The 13,138-nt window shown below is 72.7% G+C and carries 13 protein-coding genes; 4 read left to right on the top strand and 9 right to left on the bottom strand.

The features are described from left to right. Position 1: 1 nt before the first annotated feature. Genes HC362_RS02390 through HC362_RS02380 form a run of 3 tightly spaced genes read left to right on the top strand, consistent with a single transcriptional unit; the run spans position 2 to position 2,660 of the window. Complete coding sequence (locus tag HC362_RS02390; RefSeq protein WP_243082110.1) at positions 2-1,162, top strand: beta-ketoacyl-ACP synthase III; 1,161 nt, start codon at positions 2-4, stop codon at positions 1,160-1,162. Beyond that, positions 1,138-1,404, top strand: a complete 267-nt coding sequence (locus tag HC362_RS02385; RefSeq protein ID WP_243082109.1) for an acyl carrier protein — start codon at positions 1,138-1,140, stop codon at positions 1,402-1,404. Before HC362_RS02390 ends, HC362_RS02385 begins: the two co-directional genes overlap by 25 nt. Continuing rightward, positions 1,401-2,660, top strand: coding sequence for a beta-ketoacyl-[acyl-carrier-protein] synthase family protein (locus HC362_RS02380; protein ID WP_243082108.1), 1,260 nt, complete (start codon positions 1,401-1,403; stop codon positions 2,658-2,660). Before HC362_RS02385 ends, HC362_RS02380 begins: the two co-directional genes overlap by 4 nt. On the opposite strand, the gene HC362_RS02375 is transcribed toward HC362_RS02380, so the two are convergent. The 3 genes from HC362_RS02375 to HC362_RS02365 form a co-directional block, all read right to left on the bottom strand. Continuing rightward, positions 2,641-2,844, bottom strand: coding sequence for a hypothetical protein (locus HC362_RS02375; RefSeq protein WP_243082107.1), 204 nt, complete (start codon positions 2,842-2,844; stop codon positions 2,641-2,643). The two genes, HC362_RS02380 and HC362_RS02375, sit on opposite strands and share 20 nt — an antisense overlap. 80 nt (positions 2,845-2,924) lie before the next feature. Further along, positions 2,925-3,542 carry a hypothetical protein gene (locus tag HC362_RS02370; RefSeq protein ID WP_243082106.1) on the bottom strand — a complete coding sequence of 206 codons (618 nt, stop codon included), beginning with the start codon at positions 3,540-3,542 and terminating at the stop codon, positions 2,925-2,927. Positions 3,543-3,585: 43 nt separating this feature from the next. Then, positions 3,586-4,191, bottom strand: a complete 606-nt coding sequence (locus HC362_RS02365) for a hypothetical protein (protein ID WP_243082105.1) — start codon at positions 4,189-4,191, stop codon at positions 3,586-3,588. A gap of 461 nt (positions 4,192-4,652) precedes the next feature. Between HC362_RS02365 and HC362_RS02360 the strand changes: the two genes are divergently transcribed. Beyond that, positions 4,653-6,830, top strand: coding sequence for a SpoIIE family protein phosphatase (locus HC362_RS02360; protein WP_243082104.1), 2,178 nt, complete (start codon positions 4,653-4,655; stop codon positions 6,828-6,830). Here HC362_RS02360 and HC362_RS02355 read toward each other — a convergent pair. The 6 genes from HC362_RS02355 to HC362_RS02330 are packed head-to-tail and all read right to left on the bottom strand — an operon-like array spanning position 6,799 to position 12,879. Beyond that, positions 6,799-7,230, bottom strand: a complete 432-nt coding sequence (locus HC362_RS02355; protein WP_243082103.1) for a hypothetical protein — start codon at positions 7,228-7,230, stop codon at positions 6,799-6,801. The two genes, HC362_RS02360 and HC362_RS02355, sit on opposite strands and share 32 nt — an antisense overlap. A gap of 44 nt (positions 7,231-7,274) precedes the next feature. After that, a complete protein-coding gene (locus HC362_RS02350) occupies positions 7,275-8,516 on the bottom strand; it encodes an MFS transporter (RefSeq protein ID WP_243082102.1) in 1,242 nt (413 codons plus the stop codon). Between the two features lie 5 nt (positions 8,517-8,521). Then, a complete protein-coding gene (locus tag HC362_RS02345; RefSeq protein WP_243082101.1) occupies positions 8,522-9,121 on the bottom strand; it encodes a GNAT family N-acetyltransferase in 600 nt (199 codons plus the stop codon). Further along, on the bottom strand, positions 9,114-10,400 hold the full coding sequence (locus tag HC362_RS02340) for a type III PLP-dependent enzyme (RefSeq protein ID WP_243082100.1): 1,287 nt from the start codon (positions 10,398-10,400) through the stop codon (positions 9,114-9,116). The genes HC362_RS02345 and HC362_RS02340 overlap by 8 nt, the downstream gene beginning before the upstream one ends. Then, positions 10,400-11,758, bottom strand: a complete 1,359-nt coding sequence (locus tag HC362_RS02335; RefSeq protein ID WP_243082099.1) for a DUF6271 family protein — start codon at positions 11,756-11,758, stop codon at positions 10,400-10,402. The genes HC362_RS02340 and HC362_RS02335 overlap by 1 nt, the downstream gene beginning before the upstream one ends. Next, a complete protein-coding gene (locus tag HC362_RS02330; protein ID WP_243082098.1) occupies positions 11,740-12,879 on the bottom strand; it encodes a YbiU family protein in 1,140 nt (379 codons plus the stop codon). The genes HC362_RS02335 and HC362_RS02330 overlap by 19 nt, the downstream gene beginning before the upstream one ends. Positions 12,880-13,138 lie beyond the last annotated feature (259 nt).

Genomic DNA, 13,138 nt, shown 5'->3' with positions numbered 1-13,138 from the left:
GGTGACGTCCAGGACCGCCCCACCAGCCGGGCGCGCCACCGTCGTCTGCGGCATCGGCGCCTCGCTGCCCGAGCAGGTGCGCAGCAACGCCGATGTGACGCGGGACGGCGCGCTCGCCACCACCGACGAGTGGATACGCTCCCGTACGGGCATCGCCCACCGCCGCCGTGCCGGGCCCGGCGTCGCCACCGGTGACCTGGCCGTGGCCGCCGGCCGGGCCGCGCTGGAATCCGCCGCCGGAGCCCGCCCGGACCTGCTGGTCGTGGCCACCACCACGCCGGACCGGCGCTGCCCGGCCACCGCGCCCGAAGTGGCCCACCGGCTCGGCCTGGGAACCGTCGCCGCCTTCGACCTGGCGGCTGTCTGCTCCGGATTCGTCTACGCCACCGCCGTCGCCACCGGGCTGGTCCGCTCCGGGATGTGCGAACGGCCGCTGGTCGTCGGCGCCGAGACGTACTCGAGCATCGTGGACCCGCAGGACCGGGACACCGCCGTCGTCTTCGGCGACGGCGCCGGGGCCGTACTGCTGCGTGCCGGGGAGCGGGGAGAGCCGGGTGAGGTGATCGCCTGGGACCTGGGCGCTGACGGGTCGGGCAGCGACCTCATCGCCATCGCGGCGGGCGGCTCCGGCACACCCGACACCGGGACCCGGCCACCGCGCGCCCACCGGTACCTGCGCATGCGCGGACGCGAGGTCTACGCGCACGCGGTGCGGCGGATGACCGAGTCGTCCCGTACCGCGCTGCGCCTGGCCGAGTGGGAACCCTCGCTGCTCGGCGCGTTCATCGGCCACCAGGCCAACCAGCGCATCCTGGACACGGTCGGCGACCGGCTCGGCATCGCGCGCGAGCACCGGTTCGGAAACATCCGCGACGTCGGCAACACCGCGGCAGCGTCCGTCCCCCTGGCGCTGGCCGACACGGCGGTGCGCGGCCTGGTACGGCCGGGCACGCCCACCCTGCTGACCGCCTTCGGCGGCGGGCTCACCTGGGGGTCGATCGCCCTCACCTGGCCCGCGGCCGGCGCCTGTGCCAACTCCCCGCGCGGGGCCCGGGAGCAGGAGCAGCAGCCGGAACAACAACCGGAACACCAGCAACCAGAACACCAGCAATCGCAGCGACGACGAGAGGAAGACCCATGGACCCTGTCCACGCCTACGTGACCACCGTGCTCACCGACAAGTTCGAAGTGCCCTCCGACGAGGTGCGGCCCGGGGTGACCCTCACCGAACTGGGGCTGGACTCGCTGGCCGTCACCGAGCTCCTCGTCACCGTCCAGGAGCACTACGGCACCGGCGCGCCGGACGACGCGGTCACGGGTGAGGCCACACCGGAAGACGTGGTCGCGCTGGTCCACGAACTGCTGGGCGAGACGCAGCCCGTGGGACAGATGGGGGAGGAGTGACCGGCGTACGTACCGACCGGGCGGTGGCCGTCACCGGCGTCGGCCTGGTGACACCGGCGGGGGTGGGCACCGAGGAGACCTGGCAGCGGATCTGCTCCGGCAGGCCCGTCGCCGCCGACGACCCCGAACTGGCCGGAGCCCCTGTCACGCTCTCCTGCCGGGTGACCGGGTTCGATCCGCGCAAGCACCTGGACGGGGTGCGGCCCTGGCGCCACGACAAGTTCACCCAGTTCGCCCTGGCGGCGGCCGGCGAAGCGGTGCGTGACGCCGCCTTGGACCCGCACGGCTGGGACGGTGCCCGGGTCGCGGTGGTACTGGGCTCCGCAGCGGGCGGGGTCGGCAGCTACGAGGAACAGCACCACAAACTGTCGACCGCCGGTCAGCGCGCGGTCTCGCCGCTCACCCTGCCCGCCTTCCTGCCGAACATGGCCGCGGGCCAGCTCGCCATCGACCTGGGCATTCACGGGCCCGTACTGCACACCGCCACAGCCTGTGCCTCCGGCGCGACCGCGCTGGCCACCGCCGCCATGCTGCTGGACAGCCACGCATGCGACATCGCCGTGGCCGGCGGCAGCGACGCGATGGTGACGCCCCTGTGCGCGACGGCGTTCGCCCGGGCGGGAGCGCTCTCCCGGCGCGGTGACGACCCGGCCGGCGCCTCCCGCCCCTTCGACACCGACCGGGACGGCTTCGTCCTCGCCGAGGGTGCCGGGGTGCTGGTCCTGGAGCGTGCCGCTGACGCGACCGCACGGCGCGCGCCGGTCCGTGCCGTGCTCGCGGGGCACGGCTCGACGACCGACGCCCACCACGCCGTCGCGCCCCGGCCGGACGGCCGCTGTCTGCGGGAGGCCGTGGAACAGGCCCTGGCGCGGGCCGGCGCCGCTCGCGGGGATGTGGACCATGTCAACGCGCACGGCACCGGAACCCCGCTCAACGACCGCACCGAGGCGGCCGTACTGCGCGAGCTGTTCGGCTCCCGCGGTCCGGCCGTCACCTCGGCCAAAGGGGTCATCGGCCACACCATGGGCGCGGCCGGTGCGGTGGAGGCGGCACTCACCGTGCTGACCGTGCAGCGGCAGACCGTGCCACCGACCGCGAACTTCCGCACGCCCGACGCCGGCACCTCGGACATCGACGTGGTGTGCGAGGCCGCCCGGCCGTGCTCCGTGCAGCTGGCCGTCAGCAACTCCTGCGGCTTCGGCGGGCACAACGTGGTGCTGGCGTTCGCTCCGGCGGCTACCGCCCGCGGCGGGTGACGGTACCGGGAGCGTACGGACGGCCGGGGCGCGACGGCGTCGGGGTGCCGTCGCCGTCCGGCCCGGTGGCGGTGTGAGCCGCCACCGGGCCGGGCTCCGGCTGAGGCCCGGACGAGCTCTCCGGTGCGGAGCCGTCGCCACCGACGGCACGTGCGGCGAGTGCGTAGTGCTCGGGATCGGTCATGACCGAACCGATACCTCGCCGGGCCGCCGGTACGACAGGTACGCCCCGAAGACCACCCGTGCGGTGGCCGTGACGCGGGATCAGCCGCAGTGCTGGGCCTTCTCCTCATCGGTCATCGGGCGGGTGTGCTGCGTCTTGGTGCTCGGCGCGTCCGGCTTCGGACCGGTGGCCTCGAAAGGCACATACCAGATGTAGTGGCCGTGGAACCGGTCGGGGAAGTGCATCTCGTACTTCCCGCTGACGGTCTGCAGCTGGGCCTCGCGCGTCACCCAGCCGACCTCGCCCGGCCGCACGTCGATGTTCGTCTGGGCCGACTCGGTGTGCGAACTCTCCCAGGTGTGCGAGTAGTTCGTCTCGATGCTGACCTTGAACACCTCGGCGAAGCCGTACTCGGCGCTCAGCGACACGCCCACGCTGTTGCTCTCGCTGGTGGTGTCGGACCAGCCGACCGTGGAGCGCTGGAGATCCTTGGTGCAGTTGTAGGCGCTGTCGCCGACCTGATGGGCCTCGCCCATGGAGTCTCGGGGCGGCCCGTCGGGGTGGAAGACGCAGACGTCGGTGCCGTTGTCACACTTGTCCAGCAGTTCTCGGACGGTGGGCGGGTTGTCGTCCGCCTGCGCCACGCCCGGGGCGAGCGCGGCGCTGCCGGCGGTCACCAGTGCGGCCAGCATGACCGACCACCTGACACGTTGCTTCATGGGGGGTTCTCCTCACTGGAGGTGGGGGGTGGGAGCTTCGTGGTCAGCTGAAGCCGATGGACTGGGTGCGGTCGTTCATGAAGGCACCGATGTCGGAGGTGTTCTCCTTGAACGGGCCGTCCCGGTCCCCGCCGAGCCCGGGCTCGGGGTAGAGCCAGATCCAGCAGTTCCCCCACGGCTGCACCGAGGAGATGCGGTTCTTCCAGGCGTCTTCCAGGTCGTACTGGTAGTCGACCCAGCCGTCCTTCTCGCACAGCCCCTCGCCGGTGATGGTCAGCGAGTCGCCGCCGAAGTCGGCGTCGTCGAAGAAGGTGCCCTGGATGACACCATTGGCGCGCTCGTCGCCGTCCGCCGCCAGCGAGCGCGCCTGCGCGCGGAACCGGCTGTCATGCGCCGCCGCACGGGCGGAGGCCGGCGCGTCGTCGATGCGTCCGCCGCTCGCGTTCTCGATGGCCTCGGTGAAGCTGGCGTAGCAGTGCTCGGCACGCGTTGTCAGGTCGAGGGTGCAGTGCCGGGGCTGTCCCTCCGCGCCCGACGGGGGCCCCGAGGGGGCGGCCTGGGCCGCCGGCGCGGTGACCGCGCCGGCCAGCAGCGCCGAAGCGGCCAGGGTGACCGTACGCCGTTTCCGGTGTCTCGGCCGGGAGATCATGTAGCCTCCAAGTGTTCGTGGGGCACGTCCAGTTGGACGTGGAACAGCAGTACGCGTGCTCGCTCGGCCACGGCTGAAACAACAAGCCCGCAATTGCCCGCAAGTTACCGCTCGTAACAGCAGTGACTCGGCGACTGTGCCCGGGAATGTGGGATCCCCGCCACAGCCGCCCACGCGCCCACACCCACCGGAACCCGCCCTGCACCGTCCCCCGTATGGCCGACGAGGCGTTCCTCGACCCACGACTGGCCCCCCGCACGATCCCCTCACCCCCGACCGCCACGACCTGACCCCGTACCTCCACCTCACGGAGCAGCTGAGCCCTTTGTCGGTGTGCCGCCGACGTGCCGGGGGCTTCGTGGCGGAACATGGCCAGCGGCGGCCGTGCGCGGACGGCACACCGTGGCGGCCGCCGGCTGCCGAGTGACGGCTGCCGACCTGCGTCCAGCTTCGGGAGCGGTGTGAGCGGCGAGAGCGATACGGGGTGGTCCACCGGCTCGGACGGCCCCGACTGGGGGCAGCTCGACGCTGTCCTGGCCGACGTCATGAAGGCCACCGGCGCCTCGGTGGGTCTGATCTACCTGCTGCCGCCCGGCGAACGGGTGCTCCGGCTCGCGGTGGTCTCCGGAGTGTCCCGCAGCATCGCCGCGCCATGGGCCCGGGTCCCGTGCGACGCGCCCGTCCCGGTGGCGGTCGCGGTGCGGCGCCGGCGGATCGTCTGGCTGGCCGGGCAGGAGGACATGGCCCGTCACTACCCCCGCGTCGGCCTCGTACTGCCGTACGACTTCCGGCTGGCCGCTGCGCCCATCGTGGTCGGCGCCACCGCGCGGGGCGGCATCGTACTGCTGTGGCCGACCGGCCACCCGCCACGCCTGTCCGCCCGCGAGCGCCACATCGTGGGAGGCGGCTGCCGCAGCGCGAGCCGTGTGCTGCGGCAGGCGGCGGAGAGCGGCCGTCCGCTGTTGCCGCAGGACGAGCCGCGTCTGCTGCACCAGCAGCCGTCGCAGGAACCCGGGCCCGCCCAGGCGACGGCGGCCTTCGAGTTCGCCGAACGGCTGCCCGACGGCTGCTGCTCCCTCAACGTGGAGGGCCGGATCGTCTTCCTCAACTCCGCTTGCGCCGAGCTGGTGGGAGCCGACGCGGAGTCCCTGCTGGGCACCCGCCCGTGGGAGTCGCTGCCCTGGCTGCGCGACCCGGTGTTCGAGGACCGGTACCGCGCGGCCGTGATCGCCCGGCAGCCGACCACCTTCACCGCTCGGCGGCCCCCCGACACCTGGCTGTCCTTCCGGCTCTTCCCCGGCGAACGCGGCGTGAGCGTCCACATCACCGTCGCCGCGACCGAGGACGCTCCCTCGCCGCAGGACCGGAGCCCCGAGGAGGCCGCGCAACCCGGCGGTGCGACAGCGCTCTACCACCTCACCCATCTGGCGGCCATGCTCAGCGAGGCGGTGGGCGTCACCGACGTCGTCGAGCTGGTGGCCGACCAGCTCGTCCCCGCGTTCGGACCCGCTGCGCTGGCCCTGATGACCGTCGAGGAGGGCCGCCTCCACGTCGCCGGGCACCGTGGCTGTCCGGCCGATCTGGTGGCCGGCTTCGACGCGGTCCCCCTCTCCTCCGAGACTCCCGCGGCACGTGTCCTGACCACCGGTGTACCCGCCTTCTTCTCCAACGCCGCCGATCTGGCAAGGAGCCATTCGCCCGCCGCCCACCACGACCGGATGGGTGCCTGGGCCTTCCTTCCGCTGACCGCGTCCGGCACCGCCATCGGCACCCTCGCACTCGCCTACGAGCAGCCCCACCCCTTCACACCGCCCGAAAGAGCCCTGCTCACCTCCCTGGCCGGACTGCTCGCGCAGACGCTGGACCGGGCCCGCCTCTACGACAACCAGCGGCAGCTGGCCCACAGCCTGCAGACCGGTCTGCTGCCGCACAGGCTGGCCGGCGTCCCGAACCTCGAGGTGGCCGCCCGCTACCTGCCCGCGGGGCACGGGATGGACATCGGCGGCGACTTCTACGACCTGGTCCGCTGCGACGACACCAGCGCCGCAGCGGCCATCGGCGACGTCCAAGGGCACAACACCACGGCGGCCGCACTCATGGGCCAGGTGCGGACCGCCGTCCACACCCATGCGACCGCCGGAGCCTCACCCGGTGAGATCCTCGCCCGCACCAACCGGCTCCTCATCGACCTGGACACCGGCCTGTTCACCAGCTGTCTCTACGCGCACCTCGACCTGCCCCGCCGAGAGGTGCGCCTCGCCACCGCGGGGCATCCACCGCCCCTGCTGCGCCATCCGGACGGCCGCACCGAGATCCTGGACGTACCACCCGGGCTGCTGCTCGGTGTCGAGGCCGAGACCGACTACACCACCGTGAGCGTGCGCCTGGAACCGGGTTCCGTCCTCGCCCTCTACACCGACGGACTCGTGGAGATCCCCGGCGGCGACATCGGCGCCTCCACGGAGGCCCTGGCCCGCAGACTCGCCGAGGCCGCCGTCGACGAGAGCCTCGACGACCTGGCCGACACCCTCACGAGTTCCGAATCCCAGCCCACACCCCCCACCGACGACATCGCCCTCCTCCTGGTTCGCCCCACCGCCGAACGCCTCAGCGGGAACACGACCACACACCGCCCATGAGCCCATCGCCGCCCATGAGCCCGTCGCCGTTCATGAGCCCGTCGCCGTTCACGAGCACATCGAAGAGCGTCCACCCGTCCAACTCCACCTCGAACCCCTCCGCGGGCGGTCGCCCGCACGCGCCGGTACGGGCGAGGGCCTGATCCAGCAGCCGTAGGACGGTCCCGGGCTCGTTCAGATTGAGCGAGCGGCCACGAGCGTCGACGACCACCCCCGACTGCGGGTAGCCGGCGGACAGACGGCGGTCCGGAACGGTGCGGAAGACGATGCGCAACGTCCGGCGAGGGCCGGCGCGGTGCAGGCTGAGCACCTCGCGGCAGTCGGGGTGCCGGTGGCGGACGGTCCAGAGCCAGGCGGTATCGCCGACGACGAGTCGACGGAGCCGGCGTTCACTGCGCATGCCCGGACAGTACGGGACCTGTGCCGGGCCCGCTCGGCGGCCGTTCAGCCGGAGCCGGAGGAGGCCGCCTGCAGCGGGGTCCATCGGATTCGCGTGCTGCACAGGGAGACCGCCAGGGCCGAGGCGGCGACGGTCGCCATCCCCCACGCCAGGTTGCCGGCTCCGGCGACGAAGCCGATGAGGGGCGGACCGGCCAGCAGTCCGGTCGTCCCCATGGCGGCGACCAGCGTCAGCGCGTCCGAGCCCTGCCTGGCCGCGGCCGCGTACACGCAGGGTGTCACGGCGGCGATGCCCAGTCCCACACAGGCGAAACCGGCCAGGGCGGGCGCCACGCCGCCGCTCACCAGCGCGGCGGCGAGCCCGGCGCCCGCGAGCGCGCTCCCCAGCAGCACGACACGCGCGTCGCCCCAGCGGGCGCGCCAGCCGTCGGCGAAGAGCCGGGCGAGGACCATCATCCCGGAGACCACGGCGATACCGAGGGGCGCTGTCTGTGCCGACGCCTTCGCGATGTCCCTCATGTACAGGGTCGACCAGTCGTTCATGGCGCCCTCGGCGATCGTGCCGAACACCATGGCGAAGCACATCCACAGCGTCACCCGGGACGGCAGGGGCCACCGGCGGCCGCGCGCCTTCGTTGGCCCGCCTCCCTTCCCACTCCCTGCCTGAGCGGCTCCCTCCGCGTCCGTCTCCTCCCCGGCCGGTCCGTCGTCCGCGAGCAGCCCGGTCCGTGCGTAGGCGCCCAGCAGGACCAGGAGCGCGACGGCCACGCCGAAGTGGGCTCTGACCGACTGCGTGACGGTGCTGACGCCGGACGCGAGCAGGGCGGCGAGCAGCGAGCCGCCGCTGAAGACCGCGTGCAGCCGGGCCATGGCGTTGCGCTCGAACTTCGCCTCCAGCGCCGCCCCTTGCGCGTTCATGGCTACGTTCAGGCAGCCGACGAGCAGCCCGTCGGCGCACATCACCCCCAGGGCCACGGGGTAGTTCGGCGCCGCCGCCAGGGCCGGCAGCAGCAGGGTCAGCCCCAACTGGGAGAGGAGGGCGAGCCGCAGCGAGCCCAGAGCCCGCATCAACAGCGCCACCAGTGGGAACGACACCGCGGCTCCCACACCCGCGGCCATCAGCAGCATCCCCACCTCGGCCGCCGTCAGGCCCAGTTCGCTCTTGATCGCCGGAATGCGGGAGGCCCAGGTGGCGTACTGGAATCCGAGGGAGCAGAACAGCGCGGCGATGGCCGACTGGCCGCGGAGGAACGACTGCTGGGCGCGGACTTCGAGGACCCGGAACACAGGTATCAGCTCACTTCGTGCGGCGAGGACGGGACGCGCTGTGGCTCGGCTCCCGGATCGTGATCGGACGGCCGGCTCAGGCAGGGCGACACCGGCCGGGACATGTACAGCGCACCGGTGCCGTAGCCGCTGTCCGGTGGTACGACGCCGGGGTACGGAACGAACCCGCGCGCGGCCCAGAACCTGTCGCTGCCCCCGACGGCGACCAGGGAGATCCGCCGGTGCCCGCGTGCCCGGGCGGTGCGGGCGAGGTGGCGCAGGAGGTGCTGCGCCAGCCCCCTGCGGCGCAGGTCGGGGGCGACGACGAGGTCGTGGAGATGGAGATTGCCCGCCCGGGTGGCGGCGGGGGAGTGCGTCCGCGTCAGGTCCGGGAAGTGGAAGGCCGGGCAGGGCAGGGCCAGCGCATAGCCGGCCGTCCGGGCGCCGACGTGCAGCGTGAAGCATGTGCCAGGTGACGCGGCTGCCCGGGAGCGCAGCGTGGTCGGCCCCTCCGAGAGGCCCAGTCCGGCGTAGGCGTCGCGCTCCAGCGCAGCGATGGCGTCCCAGTCCGCGTCGGCGATACGGCGTATCCGCACGGCTTCATCCGTCCTCAGGGGCTCACCCATGGCGGCCGCCCGGTTCGGTGAACGCGTACGGGAGCGGTGCGAAACCGTTGAAGCCGCGGGTCATATAGCTGAGCGCGTACGCACCGCTGGACAGCACCCACACCGGGTCGCCCGACGCCAGCGCCCTGGGCACGGGGACGAGCGCGTGCTCCGGGGAGCAGGCGTCGTCACCGTCGCAGGTGGGGCCGGCGAGCACGGCCGGGACGTTTGCATCCCCGGCGTGTCCCGGAAAGACCAGCGGGTAGTGCAGCGCGTCCAACTCGTAGAGGCCGTTGAATCTGCCGCAGCTCAGATACAGCCAGTGCTGCCGCTCGCCGTCGGCCCTCCGGCGCTCTGTGAGGCGGGCGACGTGGGCACGGACCGCTCCGTGGTCGGCGATCAGATGGCGCCCCGGCTCGATGGTGAACTCCAGGGCACCGCCCAGGACGTCGCGCAGGCCGGCCATTCCTTCCCTGATCACCGCGAAGATCTTGTCCAGCGGTGGCTCGTGGGGTCTCCCGCGCCGGTCGAGGTAGCCGAGGGCGGGAAGACCGCCTCCGAGGTTGATGTGGTCCAGGCGGATCCCGCGCCGGACCAGGGCGCGCGCCACCTCGCCCAGGCTCTCCAGCGCGCTGTGCCAGGCCTCGGGCGTCAGCTGCTGCGAGCCGACGTGCACGGACAGGCCCGAGGGCACCAGGCCCGACTCCCTGGCCCGTTCCAGTACCGAGGGTGCCTCCGCCGGCGGGCAGCCGAACTTCTCCCCGAGGCCCCAGACGGCTCCGGCTCCGCTGGTCAGTACGCGGCAGAAGACGCGGGCCCCGGGAGCGTGGGCGGCGAGGGCCGCCACGTCCTCGGTGCTGTCGGTCGCGAAGTCCCGGATGCCGAGCCGGTGGGTGGCGGCGATGTCCCGGTCGGACTTGACGGTGTTGCCGTAGTGCATCCGGTGTGCCGGTACGCCCGCCCGCAGCGCCTGGCGGGCCTCGCCCGGGCCGGCCGCGTCGATCCCGGCTCCCCGGCGTGCCAGGGCCGTGATCACCTCGTCCACCGGGCACGCCTTCATCGCGAACCGCACCCGCACTCCGGGCAGTTCACGGCGTAGTGCCTCGTAGCGCTGCTCGATGCCCGCGAGGTCGAAGACGATCCGGTCCGTGGTGGCCGCGGCGAGCGCCTCGGCCAGGGCAGCGCTGAGGTGCGAACCCGCCGTGCGTGCCGTCCCCGCGACCGTGCGTGCCGTCCCGGCGACCGCGCTTGCCGTCCTCGCGACGCCGGAGGACGGCCGGGAGAGGGCGCCCGCGCCCATCACCGGCTCACCTCCGGCAGCCCGGACCCGGACGCAGCGCCAGGCGAGGGGCTCGACGGAGGGCTCAGGGCCGTGTGCCGGGCCGCGGCGACGAGTTCGCTCCACACCTCGGTGAGCAGCGCGAAGTCATCGATGTCGCTGCGCGCCTCGGCGAGCAGGCGTTCCCGGCGCGGGGCCAGCCGGTCGGCGAAAGCGGCGTAGCGGCCGCCCAGGCGCCGGTAGGCGGTCTCGAGAGCGTCGAGGCGCTGGTGGTTCTCCGCGGTGTCCAGCCGGGTGGCCTCCCTGGCGAACGCGGCGACGGTGTCGGCGCGTATCCGCCCGCGCTCGTCCAGCAGCGAGTCACCGGCCTCGGCCATCCGGTCGTACACGTGGTGCAGATAGAGCATCGACAGCAGAAACTTGGCGAAGCGGTGCTGATACGCCAGGAACCCGGTGCCGGTGCGGCGTTCGGCGGTGTGGTAGTTGACGATGTTGCGGTTGTGCAGGACGCCCGGCAGCCCGGCGTTCCGCACGAGGTGGAGCAGGAAGTAGTCGCTGCCGATGGTGTCGCGCGCGGGCGGCAGCGGCACCTGTTCGTGTACGCCGTGGAAGCTGACGTTGCACATGTCCACCCGCATCGGATCGACCAGCGTCAGCAGCGAGTGGTCCCGTTCGAACGGCTGCGTACCGGCACCCCGGAAGGACTCCGCCACCAGCTCCCGCTTCTGCTCCGCGGACCATCCGGCGGGCGCCCAGAGGCTCACGACGTCGCGGTACACCTCGGGATCCGCTGCCAGAATCCCGCCGATGTCCACGGACAGCTCCCCGATGAACGAGCTGCCCACCAGCGCCACCCGTCTGGACGACTGCGCCTGGGTCAGCGCGGTCTCGCTGACGCCTCGCGCGGCCTGCGCCGCGGGTCTGCCGAGCGACATCAGTTCGTGGTGCACGGGGAAGACCGGGCGGCCGTCCACGGTCTGGTACCGGCTGTCGGAGTCCCTGCGGTGGACCGACTCGCAGCCCAGCGCTGCCGCGTACAGGAAGGCGCGGTCGGTGCAGGCGCCGTAGGAGACACCGTCCGGGAGCAGCAGGTCGAGCAGCAGCTCCGTCTTTGCGCTGCGGGCACGGTCGACCACTCGGGTGAGGAAGTCCCGCTGCCGCACCTCGTCGAGGTGGTGCACGGTGAGGCGGGGGGAGCGGGGCAGGCGCTGGACGGCTTCGGCGTGCTCGGCGTACACGGAGGGCGCGCAGGAGTCGAGGATCAGCAGATGGACATCGTTGTCAAAGCGGTCGGCGGCGTAGCCGGCTTCCGCGCCGACGGCTGTGATCGTCGCCGCGCAGGGCCGGTTGGTGGGGAGGGTCAGGCAGATACCGCGCATGTCACCTCCCCGGTGGTCTCGGTCGTCTCAGTAGCCTCAGCTGTCTCAGTCGTCCCGGTCGCCCCAGTCGTCCCGGCCGCCTCGTCCCCCCGCGCCTCTCCCGGCTGGGGGCGCCAGGAGGCCAGGCCCAGCAGTCTCGCGCCCAACTCGGTGAGTTCGGCGGGCCCGTAGCGCTCCGACTCGGGCCGGGTGGAGTCGCCGACCAGCGTCGGGTTCCAGTCAGGGGTGCTCAGGTTGCGCCAGGAGTCGATCCGCGACTGCCGCAGCCTCCGGTGGCTCTCCAGGGCCGGCATCATCGACAGGTACTGGACCGAGCGCACCCCCTTCTCCGAGGTGTTGGGCGCAACGCCGTGCGCCAGCAGGCCGTTCCAGATGAGCAGGTCCCCGGCCCGCAACTCCGGGCGTACGACGGGCATCTCGGCCTGGTCGACCGCCGGCCGGATCGGGTCGCGGTCGTCCGGCTGGAGCGCCTTCCAGCGGTCGAACCGGCGGAACAGCTCGGGGCAGCACTGGAAGCCGCCCAGGTCCGGTTCCGTGTCGTTGAGCGCGATGATGCCCTGGACGCGCTGGGGCGGTACGCCGAGTGAGGTGTCGACGTCCCAGTGCAGCTCGATGTCGAAGCCGCGCTCGCGGTGCTCGATCAGCGCACGGTCGCGGTTGCGGATGTTGGGCGGGTTGAGGTTGAGCCGGTCCAGGGTGACCCACAGCTCCTCGCAGTCCCACACGTCCACGAAGGCGTCGTAGACCCGCCGCGTCTGGCGGCTGTCCCAGATGAGCTGGTGGTGGTACGCCTCGACGAACCCGTAGATGTGCAGCTCGCGTTCGAGGTCGGAGCGGAAATCGCGCTCCTCGTACCAGGTGTCCGGGTGGTCGGGCGAGAGGCCCTGGAAGTCCCAGGCGAAGTCCAGCAGCCGCCGGGCGGCACCGGCGGATATCGCCTCCCTGACGACGATGTAGCCGTAGGTCTGCCAGAAGGCGAAGTCCTCCTCGGACAGCACGCGGAGCGGGCGCGTCTTGCTCAGTTCACGCAGCGGCGTGTGGGCGAGATACGTCTCGCCGTCCTCGCTGAAGTAGGGGATGTTCGATGCGGCTCGATGGAGATAGCGGTCAGACGTCGCCATATGGGGCTCCAAGTGCTCACTGCCGCCCCCGGGCCGGGGAGCGGCAGGCGGTGCGAACAGTGGACGGGCCGGTGCTGGGCCGACGGTGGACGTTCGGGTGCTGCACCGGCGGAAGCTGTGCCGGCGAAGGTCGGGGGCGCGTGTCAGGTCGCGCTCGTGGCAGGGTGCTGCTCGCGTCCGGGTTGCGGCGCGGGACCGGCGGGGCCGGTTCCTGTGGCGAGGCTCCGGAGGCGCAGCGCCGCAGGCCCGCGCTCCGGCC

The sequence above is a fragment of the Streptomyces sp. 891-h genome, from assembly GCF_022760275.1.
Lineage (GTDB): Bacteria > Actinomycetota > Actinomycetes > Streptomycetales > Streptomycetaceae > Streptomyces > Streptomyces spirodelae.
The sequence above is the reverse complement of the archived record's forward strand: the minus strand, read 5'-3'. Positions and strand labels throughout refer to the sequence as shown.